The 16084-nt window shown below is 62.6% G+C and carries 11 protein-coding genes and 3 pseudogenes; 3 read left to right on the forward strand and 11 right to left on the reverse strand.

Annotated elements, in window-relative coordinates; all coding sequences use genetic code 11:
* Nucleotides 1-9 precede the first annotated feature (9 nt).
* Nucleotides 10-1233: a GDSL-type esterase/lipase family protein gene (locus B0G80_RS43620; RefSeq protein ID WP_116123634.1), complete on the reverse strand. Its 1224-nt coding sequence runs from the start codon at nucleotides 1231-1233 to the stop codon at nucleotides 10-12.
* A 416-nt stretch (nucleotides 1234-1649) separates the two neighbouring features.
* Between B0G80_RS43620 and B0G80_RS43625 the strand changes: the two genes are divergently transcribed.
* The gene (locus tag B0G80_RS43625) at nucleotides 1650-4715 is read left to right on the forward strand and encodes an acetoacetate--CoA ligase (protein WP_116123635.1); all 3066 of its coding nucleotides are present in this window, start codon (nucleotides 1650-1652) and stop codon (nucleotides 4713-4715) included.
* Between the two features lie 28 nt (nucleotides 4716-4743).
* Here B0G80_RS43625 and B0G80_RS43630 read toward each other — a convergent pair whose 3' ends face one another.
* The 5 genes from B0G80_RS43630 to B0G80_RS43650 all read right to left on the reverse strand — a co-directional run bounded on the left by B0G80_RS43630 (nucleotide 4744) and on the right by B0G80_RS43650 (nucleotide 9511).
* Nucleotides 4744-5688 carry a peptidoglycan-binding protein gene (locus B0G80_RS43630; RefSeq protein WP_181920193.1) on the reverse strand — a complete coding sequence of 315 codons (945 nt, stop codon included), beginning with the start codon at nucleotides 5686-5688 and terminating at the stop codon, nucleotides 4744-4746.
* Nucleotides 5688-6389, reverse strand: a complete 702-nt coding sequence (locus tag B0G80_RS43635; RefSeq protein ID WP_116123637.1) for a hypothetical protein — start codon at nucleotides 6387-6389, stop codon at nucleotides 5688-5690. The genes B0G80_RS43630 and B0G80_RS43635 overlap by 1 nt, the downstream gene beginning before the upstream one ends.
* Nucleotides 6386-8209, reverse strand: a complete 1824-nt coding sequence (locus B0G80_RS43640) for a hypothetical protein (RefSeq protein WP_116123638.1) — start codon at nucleotides 8207-8209, stop codon at nucleotides 6386-6388. Before B0G80_RS43640 ends, B0G80_RS43635 begins: the two co-directional genes overlap by 4 nt.
* A 218-nt stretch (nucleotides 8210-8427) precedes the next feature.
* Nucleotides 8428-8880, reverse strand: coding sequence for a hypothetical protein (locus B0G80_RS43645; protein ID WP_116123639.1), 453 nt, complete (start codon nucleotides 8878-8880; stop codon nucleotides 8428-8430).
* 7 nt (nucleotides 8881-8887) lie between these two features.
* Nucleotides 8888-9511, reverse strand: a complete 624-nt coding sequence (locus B0G80_RS43650; RefSeq protein ID WP_116145405.1) for a glycoside hydrolase family 25 protein — start codon at nucleotides 9509-9511, stop codon at nucleotides 8888-8890.
* A 723-nt stretch (nucleotides 9512-10234) separates the two neighbouring features.
* On the opposite strand from B0G80_RS43650, the gene B0G80_RS43655 reads away from it, so the two are divergent.
* On the forward strand, nucleotides 10235-11920 hold the full coding sequence (locus tag B0G80_RS43655; protein ID WP_116123641.1) for a hypothetical protein: 1686 nt from the start codon (nucleotides 10235-10237) through the stop codon (nucleotides 11918-11920).
* A gap of 163 nt (nucleotides 11921-12083) precedes the next feature.
* Here B0G80_RS43655 and B0G80_RS43660 read toward each other — a convergent pair whose 3' ends face one another.
* Nucleotides 12084-12596 (reverse strand): universal stress protein, encoded by a 513-nt coding sequence (locus tag B0G80_RS43660; RefSeq protein ID WP_116123642.1) that lies wholly within the window; start codon nucleotides 12594-12596, stop codon nucleotides 12084-12086.
* A 207-nt stretch (nucleotides 12597-12803) separates the two neighbouring features.
* Nucleotides 12804-13004: pseudogene (locus tag B0G80_RS47625) on the reverse strand (hypothetical protein); the annotation flags it as partial.
* Nucleotides 13005-13048: 44 nt separating this feature from the next.
* Here B0G80_RS47625 and B0G80_RS47630 point away from each other — a divergent pair.
* Nucleotides 13049-13318 (forward strand): annotated as a pseudogene (locus B0G80_RS47630) (AraC family transcriptional regulator N-terminal domain-containing protein); the annotation flags it as partial.
* A gap of 15 nt (nucleotides 13319-13333) precedes the next feature.
* On the opposite strand, the pseudogene B0G80_RS47635 reads toward B0G80_RS47630, so the two are convergent.
* The 3 genes and pseudogenes from B0G80_RS47635 to B0G80_RS43680 form a co-directional block, all read right to left on the reverse strand.
* Nucleotides 13334-13480: pseudogene (locus B0G80_RS47635) on the reverse strand (IS630 family transposase); the annotation flags it as partial.
* 97 nt (nucleotides 13481-13577) lie between these two features.
* The gene (gene cax, locus B0G80_RS43675; protein ID WP_116123644.1) at nucleotides 13578-14576 is read right to left on the reverse strand and encodes a calcium/proton exchanger; all 999 of its coding nucleotides are present in this window, start codon (nucleotides 14574-14576) and stop codon (nucleotides 13578-13580) included.
* A 62-nt stretch (nucleotides 14577-14638) separates the two neighbouring features.
* Entirely contained in the window at nucleotides 14639-14956 is a 318-nt protein-coding gene (locus B0G80_RS43680; protein ID WP_181916827.1) for a potassium channel family protein, read from the reverse strand.
* Nucleotides 14957-16084 lie beyond the last annotated feature (1128 nt).

Below are 16084 nucleotides of genomic sequence, written 5' to 3' on the forward strand. Positions count from 1 at the left end.
GACGCGCCATCAGGGCGCCTGGACGGGCGCCCCGGCCGTGAGCGCACCCAGATCCATCGCGTCGGCAATGGCTTGCAGGCCCGCCTCGTTCGGATGGAGGTTATCGCCGCTGTTATAGGCCGGCAGCAAAACAGTGGGATTGGCGGGGTCGCTGACGGCCTTCGCCTGGTCGAGTACCGCATCGCAACCGCTCGTCGGACTCAGGATGAAGGCGTTAATGTCCTGCCGCGCGGCTTCGAGGGATCCCGTTGCGGCAAACGGCGTGAGCGTGGAGCATATCGCCTTGATGTTGGCACGATGCGCGCGCTCGGTGAGTTGTCGCAATGCACCGATCAACCGGCGAGCCGTGGGCGCTGTGTCGGTGTTCAGGTCGTTGATCGCGTCGTCCGAGATGACGACCCATTCCACGCCCGGTTGCTGGAGCACGTCGCGATCAAAGCGCTTGAGACCAGCCTGTCCGGCGTTATTGGTGAAGAAGGTATTGCCGCTGATGCCCTGGTTGAGCACGCCCACGGCCATGCCAGCCTGCTGCAGCCGGGTCGCGAGGCGATTGGGCCAGCGCCGGTTGCCATTGACACTCGACTTGATACCGTCCGTTATGGACGCGCCGAATGTGACCACCGCCCCCGTCGCGGCGGGGTTCAACACGTCGAGACTCGTCAGAAAATAGTAGGACTGGCCGCCGGGTGAGAACGTGCTTCCGCCGGTAAAGACCGGGTCGGCGGCCACGTCTCCGGCGGCGATATAGATGTCTTGCAGGCCGTCGACGTGGCCGGTCGAACGCGGCGCCGTCTGCACGGGCAGATAGAGGCTGATGGCGACATCGGCGAGCGGCGGAACCTCGAACGCGACCGGGTCGCTCAAGACTGAAGCCCCCACGGGAATCGTCACGTTCGGCTGACCGCCGAACGTGACCGCGCGGTCGCTGCCGACCACCGTTTCCTGACCTCCAGCGCCCCGCGCGATTCGCGCTTCGCCAATCACCAGCGGCTCTGAACCGAACAGGTTCGACAATTGGATTCGCGCCGATCCTCCACCGATGCTGGTGTGCACTATCTGCCGCAACGTCTGGTTATTGAAGCCGGCATCGTCGGTGATGGAGGGCGAAGCGGACCACGTGCCTATCCAGGGCGCGGACGTCTCGACGCCTTGCACGCCCTTGCTGACTATATCGGGCAGCACGATGCAAAGTACCAGGGCCGCTTTAAGAAGCGCCGGAATCCATCGGTTCACGTCCTTTTCCTTGTGGAAGACAGAGCTTCCGCGAGTGCAACGACTGTGGCAGACGCATCGCACAGCGCGAGCCCGATCCTCTTTTTGCGGTTTGATCGCTGTCTGCCGATTTAATCGTTCTTTTGTGTATGCGTTCGGTGCGGTAGATAACACAGCGCCGGGCGGCAAGCGAATTCAATTGCCTGCGCGCAACGGGCGGGCGGTCAAAAGTTCATGCCGCGAGACATTGCTCGGCAAGGCGTGTAATTTTGTGTGAGGTCGCACATAGCGTCGTTGTCTCGCGCAGTAATCTGTTTGCGAGGGCAGAGTGCTCAAGGCCAGATAAGAGGCACTGTCGGAATGCGACTGCCTGCCGGCGCCCGCCGGCAACAGGCAGATAACTATATATAACGCTTTATTCCACTACTGGTGGCGGGATGAATCACGAGAATTTCGTCGGGGCCAGCATGCGCATGTATGCGCGCGAACCCGTATTTCAGAACTTGCCGGAACGCGTTGCCGAATCACGAATATCACGCTTTACCGCGGCGCTGGAAACTTTCACAGGCGAGCGTTTCGCGGATTATCCGGAACTGCATGCTTATTCGACGCGCGAGTTCCGCCGGTTCTGGCAGTGCTTTCTGCAATGGACTGACGGAATGGCATGGGGCGGCGCGGCCGAGCCGGTTTGCGTCGGCGACGAATGCGAGACCGCGCGTTTCTTTCCGAACGTCGAGCTGAATTACGCCCAAAGCGTTCTCGGGCGAAAGATCGCGCCGGACGACTCGCCGGCACTCACCGCGCGTTATGCCGATGGCCGCCGCGAAACGATGACGCGCGGCGAGTTGCGCGAGCGTGTCGCGCGCCTTGCCTGTTCGCTCAACGAGCTCGGTCTGCGTCCGGGCGACCGTGTGGTCGCGATGATGCGCAACGACGCGCACGCAATCGTTACCGCGCTCGCAGTGACGGCGCTGGGCGCGACGCTCTCCACCGCGGCGCCTGAGACCGGCGTGCAGGCGATCCTCGACCGCTTCGAGCCGCTCGAACCGCGCATGCTGTTCGCACACACGACGCAGCGCTCGTTCGATACGGCCGGCTCGCTCGCTTCGCACGTCGCGGCAGTAGCTGCGGCATTGCCGACGCTCACGAACGTTGTCTGCCTGGACGAAACGCCGCTGCCGAGCACGGTGAGCCAGCCTCAGCATTCACTGCGCGATCTCATCGTTCAGGGCGACGCCGCGCGGTTCGAATGGCGGCGCTTTCCGTTCAATCATCCGCTTTTCATCATGTTCTCGTCGGGCACGACAGGAAAGCCCAAGTGCATCGTGCACGGCGCCGGCGGCACCTTGCTCGAACATCTGAAAGAGCATCAGTTGCACAGCGACCTGGGTCCCGGCGACAAGCTCTACTTCCACACGAGTTGCTCGTGGATGATGTGGAACTGGCAGTTGTCGGTGTTGGCGTCGGGCGCCGAGATCGTCACGTACGACGGACCGGTTGCGGAAGTGGACACGCTTTGGCGGCTGGTCGCCGATGAGCGCGTGACCGTGTTCGGCACGAGTCCCGCCTATCTGAAGATGTGCGAGGACGCGGGCCTGAAACCCGGCGAGCAGTTCGGGCTGGACGCGCTGCGCGCGATGATGTCGACCGGTGCCGTGCTCTACGACTCGCAGTTCGAATGGGTGCGCGCCTATGTCAAGCCGCTGCAGCTCCAGTCGATTTCCGGCGGCACGGATATCATCGGTTGCTTCGTGCTCGGCAATCCGAATCTGCCGGTCTATTCGGGCGAAGCGCAGTGCAAGAGTCTCGGCCTCGATGTTCAGGCGTGGAACGAAGGCAAGCCCACCTCCATGACCGGCGAGCTGGTTTGCGTCAATCCGTTTCCGTCACGCCCGCTCGGCTTCTTCGGCGACGCGGACGGCTCGCGCTTTCACGCCGCCTATTTCAAGGCGAATCCTGGCGTGTGGACGCACGGCGACATCATCGAATTTTCGGCGCAGGGGTCGGCGCGCCTGCACGGACGCAGCGACGGCGTGCTGAATGTGCGCGGCATCAACGTCAGCCCCGGCGAGATCTACCGCATTGTCAGCAGTATTGGCGAGATCAATCAGTCGATGGTGGTCGCGCAGACTGCCCATGACGGGAGCGGATCGGGCCAGCGCGTCGTGCTGCTGCTCGTGTTGCGCCGGGGCGCGAAGATGAGCGCCGCACTCGCTTCGCGCGTGCGGCGTGAACTGATGCTGCAGGGTTCGGCGGCGCTCGTGCCCGACGTGATCGCCGAAGTCGAAGCGCTGCCCGTCACGCACAATGGCAAGCCATCGGAGGCGGCCGCGCGCGATGCAGTGAATGGTTTGCCGGTGCGCAACCTGTCGTCGCTGGCGAACCCCGGATGCGTCGAGAAGATCAGTGCGCATCCCGCGCTCGCCCGCACACGTCGCGAGTTGCCGGAGCCCGGTGAATTGGCCGAACAGGTCGAAGTCTATCTATGCGCGCTCTGGGAGCAGCTTTTCAGTTTCGCGCCGGTCAGTCTGGACGACAACTTCTTCGAACTCGGCGGCCATTCGCTGCTCGCCGCGCAGATGCTCGCCGAAATACGGCTGGCAACGGGCCGAACGCTGCCGCTTGCAACGCTCATCATCGCGCCGACCATTGCGCGGCTCGCGGCCGTTATCACAGGCGAGCGAGCGCAGGACACGCATCCCAACATCGTGCCGATGCGTGCGGGCCGCGGAAGGCCTGTGTTCATGCTTCATAGCATCACGGGTTCAGTGATGGAATGCCTGACGCTGGCCGGTGCATTGGAAAACGAGCGGCCCGTGTACGGTCTGCAGGCGCGCGGGCTCGATGGCGAAGAGGAGCCGCAGCGAAGCGTCGAGGAGATGGCGAGGGTGTATGTCCAGCAGATGCGCGCGGTGCAGCCGAGCGGCCCGTATGCGCTGGTCGGTTATTCGTTTGGCGGCCTGGTCGCGTTCGAGATAGCGCAGCAACTTGTCGCGGCGGGCGAGAAGATCGAGTTGCTGTGCCTGCTGGATACCTACGTGGACGAACGCTATTTGCCGTGGCACGAGTGGTTGTCCTTCCAGTGCGAAGTCATGGCTGAGCGCGTGCGAGCGTTCCGCACGCTTTCCACACGAAGTCGCGTCGCCTATATGAAGGAGCGGGTGTTCGGAGCCGCCGACCGGATTCGCATGCGGCTCGGCAAGATGGCCGCGAGGCCGGCCGCCGATACGCAGGGGCTGCCGCCGGCACTGCGGCAGGTACGCGAGTCGATGCGCGTCGCGATGGCGACGTACCGCCCGCGCCGCTATCTCGGCAGCCCGATCGTCTACGTGCGCGCTTCCGCCAGGGAGGGCGGGCAGGGCGATCCATTGCCGGCCTGGCAGCGCGTGGCAAACAGTGGGCTGCTGGTGAAGACCATCGACGGCGCCCATACCGATCTGGTTGTCGAACCGCACCTGGCCACCGTGGCCGATACGCTCGCGCGCAGGCTGGCCGGCGCGTAGCGAGTCGAAGGGCCGCTGGCGGCGTCGCTCACGGCAGCAGGTTGCGCAAACTCGGCAGCCGGTTGCCAAGCGACGCGTTGAGCGTGGCGATATCGTCCAGACGCATGGCGGCATTGAACGCGCCGACGAAACGGTCCACATGCGCGGACGTACCGACCGGATATTGAACGAGCTTCCAGCGATTCGTCGGGCTGTCGTTAAAGCGCAGTCCGCCCGCGTTGTAAGCCGCCGCGACGAGTGGCGGATCGAAACCGGTCAGACGCGCCTGCCGCCAGATATAAGTCGCGCCGGCTTCGATGGAGATAAGCGGATCGCACAGGTCGTCGAGAGCCAGTGCCGGGCGGCGCAGCGCATCGCGCGCCGTGCCGAGCAGCGTCTGCATCAGACCCACGGACACGCGCCCGGGCGTGAGCGCCGGGTCCACCTTGCTGCAGCCGGGTTCGCGCCGCTCCGCTTTCACGCGGCCGCCGCTCTCCGCGCAGATGCACGCGATCACCAGTTCGATCGGCACGGCGACTTTGCTGAGGATCGTGGCGAGCGCCTCCTTCTGTTCGGTGAAGACCTTCAGTGCCTGCGCGTGGTCCGCATCCGTGCAACTTGCATTGGCCTCGGTCTGCAGGGTGATACCGTCATGGCTGAGCCGCCACAGCTCGCTCGACGAGAAATAACGGTGCGGCTGCGTGAGCCGCGTCAGCTGGTCGGCGCTCAGAATATCGCTTGCGGTGCGGTCGGGCAGCACCGGTGCGGTCTCGCCAAATAGCATCGCCCAGGTCTGGCGGCCGAGCACGCCATCGGCGACGAGCGCGCGGTTGTGCGTCTGAAAATCGACCACGGCGTCGCTGGTTGCGCGGCCGAACAAGCCGTCGCTGACGAGCTTGCTGCCCATCTTGACGAGTTGCGCCTGCGCCTGGGCTACGTCGGCGCCACGCATCATCGGCGAGGTCAGCCAGAGGTTTCGCATGAAAGTTGGCATCACGGGCATCCTTTTGCGGCAGAGAAGTTATCGATGGAGTTCGCCAGCGTTCCCATCCGTTTCGACAGGTCGGCGCTCGCGCCGGCGTCGGGTGTCAACTGGCTGCGCGCATTGCGCAATGCAGGGCGCACCTCGGCGGGCGGCACGCGGCCATTCATGGCTCGCACCGCCTGCTCGTCCGCCCGGAAGTAGCGTGCGTAGGTCTTGCCGTCGGGCTGCGCCTGCAGCTTTGCCACGGTGTCGTCGAAACGCTGCGTAAGCGCCGCGGCATCGGTTCCGGGCGCGGGTTGCGAGCGCATCGTCTTCAGCGCATCGGCAAGACCGGCCAGCAGTTTCGTGCGGTCCCGGTCGGCGGGCGGATCGGGGAGCAGGGCGATCGCCCGCTCGTAGTCGGATACCGCACACTGACGCGACGCCGCGTCCTGCGCCGCGTCGCCGGTGTTCGTCAATTGCGCGCAGGCGCTGGCCCGATAGCCGTACAGCTCTTCGCAAAGCGTATCGCTGCGGCGCTCGCAGTTGATCTGTTCCGCGGCCATTGCTCGCAACGGCGCGCGACTGCCGGTTGTCCTGGCGTTATCCGATGCCTGCTTCATGCGTTGCAACTGAGTGACGGACGGATCGGTGACGAACGGCACCGTCCCCGTCGTGCAACCCGCGATCGCGACCAACGCCGCGCCGCGCGCCAGCGCTTTCGTGATCATGGCGATTCCTCGGTCCTGGTCAGGACCAGCGCGGACTGTGCGGCCACGCTCAACGCATCCGTGACGAGGTTGACTGCCTGCTGCTTGTCGATCGGCAGTTTGCCGAGTGCTTCGCCGAGATAGACGAGGCGCTCCAGTTGCGCGGCGGCCTTCGGATCAGGCAGAAGTTGACGCGCCGCGTCGGCGAGCATCTGCAGGCCCGGTTGCGGTGCGGCGTCGGCTGTGCCGGCCGTAAGGGTGGCGTCGGCGGGAAGCGCCTGCTTTGCGTTGAGATGCACGAGCGAGCCGAGGTATTCGTCGAAAGCGTGGGTGAGCTCCGCAACCGACGTGAACTCCGTGTTGGGCCCGCGCGCCGGCAGCACGTTGGCGGTCCGGTTCGCGATGTCGTCCGCGCAGGGCTGCGCGATGTCCGCGGCGTTGCGGCGTGTGCCGTCCTCATTCTTGTGTGTGGCGAGCGCCATCAGGGCGAGGCGAGTGGGCGGGTCGGCGTTCGGGAAGTGCGCCTGCATCAGCGGCGAAATGGCAAAGGCCGCGGCAGCCTGGGCTTCGTCCGGCGCGTCCGGCAGGAGGACAGGATCGAATGGTTTGCTCAGCAATGCGGCCTTGAACGTGTTCAGGTCGCGTTGACGCCCAGCGAGCCGTATGCCGGCAATGAGCACGCCGCCGACGATTCCGACCGGTCCGCCCGGCAAGCCGGCAAGGATCGGCGAGGCCGCCGTGCGCAGTACTTCGATCGACTCCGCCAGCGCCCCCGGCAGTCCGGCCGCTTCGAGCGTGGGCAAACTGGCGCCGGCTTCCTGCAACACGCCGGTGATGCTCGCCGCATCCGCTTTGCCGCTCAGAAGCGGTTGAATCTTGCCGAGCAGATCACTCACGGTCGCAACGGTTGCCGCCGCGGCCGGCAGCGTCTCGCCGCCGAGTCCGAGATCGCTGACACCGCGCGCGACCTGTTGCATCGCCGTCAGCCGGTCACGCAGTGAAGACAGCTGCGACTGCGCGCTCGGTGCGGCGTCCGCGGCGCTGGCGCCAGTCGCGCCCGCCGCGGTATCCGCGATGGTGCGCAGGGCGATCGTCGCGGTCTCCGCCGATTTGTCGAACACCGACTTCGTGACGGCGGTCATGCGGTCGGAGTTTTCCCGCTGCGCGGTCGTGGCGGCGTCGGCTGCCGTCTGAATGACGTTGGCGACGTTGGTGGCGGTGGCGTCGGCGGCGGCGTGCGCCTGGAGAATTGCTTTGCGCGCTTGTTCGCTGTTGCGCGAGGTGAAGTAAAACGTGATCACCGCGCCGACAAAACCCGCGATCGCTTCCGTATTGCCGAGGCTGAGATAGCCTTGCAGCGCAATGACGAGAAAGCCGAACACCACGACGAAGAGTGAAAGAAGCGCCCGCACACTGCCTTCTGGAGCGCCGAGCGGCAACTGCAGCAGATAGGTGCGCCATTTATGCGGCCCTTCCAGCGACGCCCGTCTCCAGAACGACCATCGCACGAGTCCGACCACGAGCAACATGATGATGAGGCTCAGCGCGACGAACGAAAAGCTGGCGATGATGAGCGTGAACATCACGCGGTTGCGCTGGGCGTCGGAAGTGCCGCCTAGAAGACGCATGGCCTGCTCGCGAGTGAGCTGAACCTGATCGTCGTGACCAGGCACATTCGCCGCGCCGAGCATGCCCAGCAGCAGGTTGCGATCGAACACGAGCGTTGGCGACGCGGCTTCCTCGGCGCTGGCGCCGGTCGCACTCTGTGCGGCGCAGGGTTCAGCCGTCCCCAGCGCAAGGACGGTGAGCAGCAGGCAAAGCGCCCGCCAGAAGATCGACATGGCATGACTCCCAAGGACGGGACGAACCGCCATCCGGGCTGATGCATTCCGGGGACGATAAGTCCGACCGCGACTCTGCGGCAGCCCGATCAAGGGCGGAAGAACAAACGGCAGATGTTCCTGATCTGGCCGTTGCGTGTGATAACGCGTGTTGTTCAGAAGGTCGAGGTTTGGATTGCACATTGGAACGTAGCGGTTCTATCTGAGCACTCGCTGAATCAATCCGGCGGTAATAGCCGCAACGTCAGGCGAAACCGACCGTCTGCGCCCTCGGCCATCGTGTCGGCGGACAGAGCCAGTACATATCGGCCGGAACCAGGCAGCGTAATGGCGGGTGGCAGAAAGGGGCCGTCCGAGTCGCCATCCGGATAGGTCAGCACCATATGCGCGGGCGGCCCGGAGAACGACCATTCCAGACGCATGCCTGAGCGAGCGGAGAAGGCATAGCCGACGCTATCCGCGTTGTGACGAAGCTGGCCGCTGACCACGATAGCGTCGGCGCTCGCGCCGACGGGCACCGTGATTTCGAGCGGAACAGATCGAACCGCTGGCCCGCAAGTCGACGGACAATCGTTACCGGCCGGCGTGTGGTCCGCGCAGGCACCGGTCAGGCAAGTGAGCAGTGTCCACAGCACCACGCGAACAATCGGCGGCTGAGCGTACCCGTGCATAGGATGCTCATGTGCCCCAGAAGGAGCGCAGTTCGTCCTCGTTGCCGTTGAAGATGTCGCGGTCGAACCGGCCAACGCCTGGTATTTCCGTAGGCGGCGGCCCGAGTGCGCCGTCGGTGTATTGCCACAGCGTCCAGCGGGTCCAGTTCGCCGGCACCACGGCGGTCGGTCCGTACTGCGCCAGCCAGAACCAGCAGTTGGATAGCACCGTGTCGGTGCCTGTTCCGAGTAGCTGCTTGATATCGTGGCCCGAATAGAATCCCGGGTATCGGCCAGTCGCTGACGCGACGTGCGTGACAAACGCGCGTGCTTCCTCGAGGCTCATGCTCGGTCCCGTCGGGTTCGATTCGAAATCGAGCGCGATCAGGGTGTTGGACACATCGCCGACAGCGTTGAGGAAGCTAACGGCTTGCTGCACCCCGTCGCTGTCCGTGCCGAAATGATAGGCGCCCCAAAGCAGCCCTTGCTGCTGTGCGCTTGCGCGATGACTGGCATACGTCGGATCCACACCCGTTACGCCCTGTGTCGCTTTGTGAATGACGCCGACTATTCCTGCCGCTTTTAGCGCGGAGAAGTCGACGTTGGCGTTGTGGTGGGATATATCGACGACAACGTTCGAACCGGTTGGCATAAGTTGCCTCGCTCGATTGACTGGTTTCGAAATGCGACGCGCGTCGATAGACCTGACATCGATCAGCAACGACATCGAGGCCCGGTTCGGGAGCACTCACAGGCATCGCGGCTCGAAAGACGAGCCGTTTCCTGCAAGCGATTGAGGGTTTCGCGCATCACGTCAATGCGCCGATCACACGCGGAGTGTTGGATTCAACGTTGCGGTCAGAGGCGGGCGCTCGAGTTTCAGGAAGCGTTCCGATTGCCGCACGTTGCGTTGAGTCTGGTACCTGCAAGAAAACAATAAGCGCTGCGTAAAGGTCTGAAACACAAAACTTCAACGCTGTGTGTGCTACCTCACATTCTTTTTCCGCCAGCTCAAATTGGCCGCGAGCGGCGATCATACGGACGATCGGTTTGAGAAGTTTTGTATGTGGTCTAGCGTGGTCGCTAATACTAGGAGTCCATACTGTCAAAAGCAGATGCAGTCGATTCGTTTATCTGTATATGCATAAATACGGGACCATTTTCCATTCCTGTTCAAATGCGCAATACATCGTTCGTCCAATCAATGCGCTTGACCTGCTCGCGGTGGGAAGGGTTTCGCCATGCTTGCGTGTCCGATCTTCTCCAGTACTATCCCGCCACAGTTTCGCCTCCGGAAGACCGAAGCGTCGATCTGGAGAGTGCAGGGACCGCATAACCTCGGGGCACAGCTGGCCTGGCGGCCGCGGCGGAGGACATGATGAGCGACGATCAGAAGGTCGGACAGGCGCTTGGCGATGCGACGCGTCAATGCTGGTTACTGCGGCGCGCGCTCAAAGCGAAGATTTCCGAGGCCGAGCGGTTGATCGCGCAGGCGTTCGAAGGCGGTATCGAGATCGACCCCGCGGACATCGCAGTTGTCAGACGCGCGCGCCACGCCATATGGCATTTCACCGGTTCGGAAGCTCTCGAAATCGCGCTCGACCGAACGCTGATGCGGCTCGTGAAGCAGGTGCGATATCCCAATGCGCAAGTTGCCGAAGACTTGCGCCGCGCCGATGAACTCGCGTCGTACGCCGCTTTTTCCGGGCATAACCTCACGCCCGCCGACATCGCGGTTTTCTCGCGAGCGCGAGCCGCACAGAAGCAGGGGACTTGGGACGCGGATGTCGAGTCGGCTTTCTACCCGGCCGTGGATCGCCTGGCGAGCAGCACACTACCGGTGGTCGCGGAAACGGCGGGCGGCGAAGCGAGACGCGGCGCGCGTCGGGCGATCCGGATTTATACGTGGTCCGCCGTGGTGCTGACCTTCGCTGTCGTTTCGCTCTCGTGCCTGCTTTTCACGGTCAATCAGGTGTCTGACGACGTGCTGCATACCGTTCAGCTCAACGACGCCGGCTCGATGGCGCTGCACAATCAACTGGTGAGCTACGGCGAGAACATTGTGGTGTCGAAGCAGAAGACCGACCGTGAACTTCGCGCGCTGCTGGGATCCGCCTATCAGGAGACTTTCGAATCGGGCAACGCTACGCCCGAGGTGATCGACGCGAGAGAGAAGGCGAGCAACGAATTGTATGCGTTGAGCAACTCGCAGCCCGCGTTGCAGATCAAAGAGAATCTGCAACAATTCGCGACCAACAACAGGCAGCTATTCAACGATGTCCATCGCATCCGGCTGATCGGACGGGTGCTGAATCTATCCGTGACCAACCGGTACACGGATCGTGATCCGGATTGTCCCGAAACCGCGCCGAAAGCGGTGCTCGTTCCGGTCAACGCGGCTTCGTCTCCCGTAGCATCGGATTGGATCTGTGACCAGAAACGGATTCGCGACAGTCTGGAAATCAAGGTGCCGATGCTGCAACCGGTCGTCAACGAGGGCAAGGACAAAGACAAGGACGATGACTTTTCACTCCATCCGGAGGGTGTGATAAAAGACGGATTCGTCAAGATCGCTGCCTATCAGGACATCCGGGCAATGGCGCTGTATGGGCGCGAGATCATCCTTTCCTTTGTCGGCGCGTTGACCGGCTTTGTCCTTCCCGTGGTTTACGCGTGGCTAGGCGCATGCGCGGCGATCCTGAGGAAGATAAAAATCGAGTGTGAGACGAGCCGGTTTCATCCCGAGTACTCGAAGGTGGGGAACCGTTCGCATGTCACGTGCGCCATCATTGTCGGGATAGCGATTGGGTTATTCAGCGACCTTGTTCAGGGCGGCAAGAACATTTCGCCGCTGGGAGTCGCGTTCGTGGCCGGATATGCTTCGGATAAGTTCTTCTATTTCGTGGACCGGTTGGTCGATGTGATTTTTCCTTCGCGACAAGCGGGCAGCGGTCCCGTTGCAACGGATGAGCGCAGCACCACGGCGACCGTGACTTATTCAGGCTTGCCGGTAAGCGGCGCTGCGTTTGCGGAACAGGTCGAGAAGCCGAAGTTCACGTGATCGATCCCGAATGAGCAAACGCGGACAGCTCGTGCCGCCGATCGAGCGGTTCGGCACCGGGATGATCCGACGCAGGCGTTCGCTGCATACAAACCTCGTAAGCGCCGTATGTGGATATCGATCAGGCTCTCGTCGATTTCACTCGCGAGAGCCCGACGCCTGATCACTTGTTGACGGACGCCAGGAACGGCATCGACCTTTGCGACTTGTCGAGCGAGGCGGTATAGCGTTCGACGCGCGGCCGTGCCGCGATCTGGACTGGCCTGCCGGAACAGCGTGCGACCTCCGCCGCCACGTCTTCGTTCAACCAGTTCCACCAGGACGTATTCCGTTCACCGAGAAGAATCAGGTCCGCCGCCGTCTCTTCGGCAACAGAAGCGATCGCGCGCCCGATCGTCATTCTCGTTAGCGGCAACGTCATCATGCGGACTTCGACTGAACGCGCCTGACCGTCCAGCACGTCCCTGGCACGTGTGATCACCTGGCGGCCATGCTCCTCCATTGACTCGACGATCAGGTCGACGTAACAGTCGGCGGCGCCAATCAAACAGGGCGTCAGGTCGACTACGTGGAGCGCGACGATTTGCGCGTCGTACTTTCGTGCGGCTTCAATGGCGGATGCGAGGATAGTATCCGCGGGACTTGCACTGATTGCGACGAGTATCTTCGTGAACATTCTGGGTACCTCTTAAATGGTCAGATGAGCTATCTTGACCATGCAGAATGAGCGCTGAATGAGCAGAGGTAGATTCAAAAAAGACAGCGACCCGCTTCGGCCCGGAGGCCGCGTATCGGTTCGCGCAGACGCTGGGGCGATTGCCCATGATCGACATGGGTCGGTTTTGCGTCGCGGAGGCGGGCACGCTTGGGAGATCGGGGCAATTCAGAATGTGAGGGGACTTCCCCGTTCCGATGCGACGCTGAAGGCGTCGACATCGAAATCGGGCAGCTTGCCATGCGCCGGATGCGCAACCACAGCGAATGCGTAAAGTCTCAACCACTCGCTGTAGCCTTGTACGAGAAAGCCTCCTGAGCGTTCTATATATTGCTGGCGGGACGTCTCATAGACCTCCCGAAGCGCAAACCTGAACCGTCCCGGGAATCCGGGGCGGTTCATGTTCTCGTCTCGTGCGTTTACTGGACGAGCCAGCGATGATCACCACACTCGCACCCCTGATCACGCGCGAAATCTTCTACCGGTTACTGCACGGGCAGCACGGCCCCATGCTTCGCCAGTCGTTCGCAGACAGCGGTCGCACTGCGCAGATCGCAGATGCCATCCGCTGGATTCGCAGCCACTTCGACGAACCGTACTCGTCAGAGACGCTCGCAGCGACTGTGCACATGAGCGTTCCCTCGCTCAATCGCCATTTCCGCGCAGTCACGGCGATGAGTCCGTTGCAGTATCAGAAGCATGTGCGCATGCAGGAAGCACGCCAGCCACTGCTGCACCGCGGGGTGCTTGTGCGTGGCGCAGTTGTCGGCGATCAGATGCAGCGTCTTGTCCCTGGGCGTCTCGCGATCGATCTTGAGCAGGAACTTCAGCCACGCGACATGCCGTATGGCGCTGCTCCCGTGACTGCCAGAGTCGGACAGCTGCGCCGCCGCGGCGAGCGAAACGTGGCTGCGCAGCCGTAAAGTATTCCGATAGCGTTCGTTAGAGTATCGGCGGCAGTAGGTACAGCGTCGTCGCAAACGTGAGATAGACCGCGATGACCAGCACCCCCAGGAACCATGCGCTGCGCCCGCCATTGCACACGAGCGAGACGGTGAGCGTGGCAAGAAACATCATCGCGACGGCGCCCGGCCAGAACTGCAGGGTCATGGGCGCCGGGCCGAGAAAGTAGCTGGCGAGCACGAGCACGGGTGCCACGAACAGTGCGATCTGGGTAGCGCTGCCTAGCGCGATGCCGACACTCAAGTCCAGGCGGTTCTTGCGGGCGCCGGAGAAGGCCGCGGTCATCTCGGCGGCGGCCCCCACCAGTGCCACGACGACGAAACCGACGAAGGTGTCGGTCATGCCCATAGCCACCGCAGCTTCCTGCACCGACGCCACGAAGATCTCGCTGACCAGCCCCACGAGCACCGTGACGGCGCCCAGGATGCAGATCGCCAGCCTCAGCGGCCAAGGCTCGCCGTCCTCCTCGCCCTTTACGTCGCCATGCCTGACCGAACCGAAGAACTCCCTATGGGTCTTCAGCGAGAAAACCAGGCCCAGGGCATAGGTTACGATGAGCACGATTGCGAGGCACACACTGAGTTGCTGCAGGAACGCCTGCCCCGGCGCTTCGCCCGTGCCAGAAGCCAGCGAGGGCACGAGCAGCGCGATCGTGGCCAGGAACAGCTGGCCCGCCTGGAGCCTGGCGCTAGCCGCGTTGAAATCCTGCGTGTGATAGCGCATGCCGCCCAGAAGCAGGGAAGCGCCGAGCATGAACAAGGTGTTGGTGACGATGGCACCAGCAATCGATGCCTTCACCAGCATATACTGCCCCGCGCCCAGGGCGGTCAGCGCAATCACCAGTTCGGTGAGGTTGCCCAGTGTCGCGTTGAGCAGGCCGCCGACGGCGTCGCCGGTCTTGGCAGGTGCTCCGCAGCGAGCACTGTGGGCACGAACACCAGCAGCCAGAGCAGCGGACTCTTGCGGATTTCGTGCCATAGCAGCGTCATTGCGTCACTCCGGTTTCGGTGCACCAGCGATTGATCGCGGTGCCCCTGGTGTCACTCATCGGTTGCGGCCGTAATTGCCTTGACGGCGACGGCAGCGACCAGCGCCGTCAGGATGATGCCGCACATGCCGATGAGGATGGCGAGCACGCGCCCGAGAAGGGTCTTGGGTGCGAGGTCTCCGTAGCCGATTGTCAGGCCGGTGACAAACGAGAAGTAAATCGATTCCTGGACAGACCAGCCTTCGCGCAGGCCGACAATGATGCCGAGCCCGACAAACAGCACGAGCACGGCTGACATGACGGGCCACACCAACCGCAGGCCAAAGAGCATGCCTTGAAGGAATCTCCGTCGCGTGGTGCGGCGATCCATGTCCTCTCCCGACTGGAGTGTAAAAAGCGGATCAATGAACGGGTTATCGGGCTTGCATGAGCATCATGCGCAGCCGCACATGAATGAGCGGATGCTCCTCCTGGAAAGTCGATCGATCTGAACGATCTAGTTCCGGCAGACCATCGAATCAATGGACTGCCAGTTCACCGCATACGCACCCGCAACACGCTGGCTAAAACCCACCCGATCACCGGGTCTTCGCAACATGTTTCCTTTCCCGAGGGAGGTGAGAATACGAGTGCACCACCGCGAGGTAGAGATTATTTTGTCGTTCACGCTTTCGATACAGTCAGGATCTGCGACGGCCACCGGCTGTATCAGCTACCTACGCTGGCACGCAACTCACGACCTCGTCTTCAGGACGCGGCGCGCTGACACCCAGCTCACCGATTATCCAATGAGTTTTAACTCGCGAGAATCGGCGCAGTAGCCTTGTCGGATTATAGGTGTCACCGGGTGGATGACGGCATAGGGCCTTCGTCCTATGCTTGCCCAGTGGCGGTCGAACCCTTCGCTGGAGCAAACCTCGGGCACTGGACAGACAGCTTTGTTCGCATGGGGGGCAGCAGGAGCGCCGGAACGGCATTCTACTGGCAGTCGCAGAGTTAGTCGTTCACCAAAGGTTTCGACCGATTGCGCGAGCATTTGTCGACCGGAGAATCATTCCGGAATCGTCGACAATTCCTTGCCGATCGCCGCAGCGATACATCACCACAAGCCGAGTTCCGACGTCGCATACTTTGTCGAGGATCTGTTCCCGTTTGAGTTTCATCGAACTTAAGCCAAGGATAGTCAACGTTGCGGGTCGAGCAAGGCATCTCGAACGAGGTGCATCCTGCTGGTCAACGTCAGCGTCTCCTCGCTCTTGCTAGCCGGGTGACCTCGTTTTGCGACGCTGTGGAACTGGCGCTTTCGGGCGCGCCGCGCCCGGATGAGCCGTTTTGCGATTGGATGCCGTGGGCGGCCTCGATGGCAGCACGGCTGACCGCACTTGCATACTAGGGCGTAGCGCACGGTAGCGCTTTGGGGATCGCTGCGGAAAGCCGCTGTGGCAGCATCGCGCTCTTTTTTGGCCGCTGCCTTTTTTCATCGAAAATTTTTTAGCGG

The sequence above is a fragment of the Paraburkholderia sp. BL6669N2 genome, from assembly GCF_003387275.1.
Taxonomy (GTDB): Bacteria; Pseudomonadota; Gammaproteobacteria; order Burkholderiales; family Burkholderiaceae; genus Paraburkholderia.

Excerpts from the sequence above, each read along its gene's own strand:
- B0G80_RS43630 (WP_181920193.1), bottom strand. The coding sequence starts at position 5,688 with ATGCCAACTTTCATGCGAAACCTCTGGCTGACCTCGCCGATGATGCGT.
- cax (WP_116123644.1), bottom strand. The coding sequence starts at position 14,576 with ATGGCACGAAATCCGCAAGAGTCCGCTGCTCTGGCTGCTGGTGTTCGT.
- B0G80_RS43645 (WP_116123639.1), bottom strand. The coding sequence starts at position 8,880 with ATGCACGGGTACGCTCAGCCGCCGATTGTTCGCGTGGTGCTGTGGACA.
- B0G80_RS43650 (WP_116145405.1), bottom strand. The coding sequence starts at position 9,511 with ATGCCAACCGGTTCGAACGTTGTCGTCGATATATCCCACCACAACGCC.
- B0G80_RS43655 (WP_116123641.1), top strand. The coding sequence starts at position 10,235 with ATGATGAGCGACGATCAGAAGGTCGGACAGGCGCTTGGCGATGCGACG.
- B0G80_RS43680 (WP_181916827.1), bottom strand. The coding sequence starts at position 14,956 with ATGGATCGCCGCACCACGCGACGGAGATTCCTTCAAGGCATGCTCTTT.
- B0G80_RS43635 (WP_116123637.1), bottom strand. The coding sequence starts at position 6,389 with ATGATCACGAAAGCGCTGGCGCGCGGCGCGGCGTTGGTCGCGATCGCG.
- B0G80_RS43625 (WP_116123635.1), top strand. The coding sequence starts at position 1,650 with ATGAATCACGAGAATTTCGTCGGGGCCAGCATGCGCATGTATGCGCGC.
- B0G80_RS43640 (WP_116123638.1), bottom strand. The coding sequence starts at position 8,209 with ATGTCGATCTTCTGGCGGGCGCTTTGCCTGCTGCTCACCGTCCTTGCG.
- B0G80_RS43660 (WP_116123642.1), bottom strand. The coding sequence starts at position 12,596 with ATGTTCACGAAGATACTCGTCGCAATCAGTGCAAGTCCCGCGGATACT.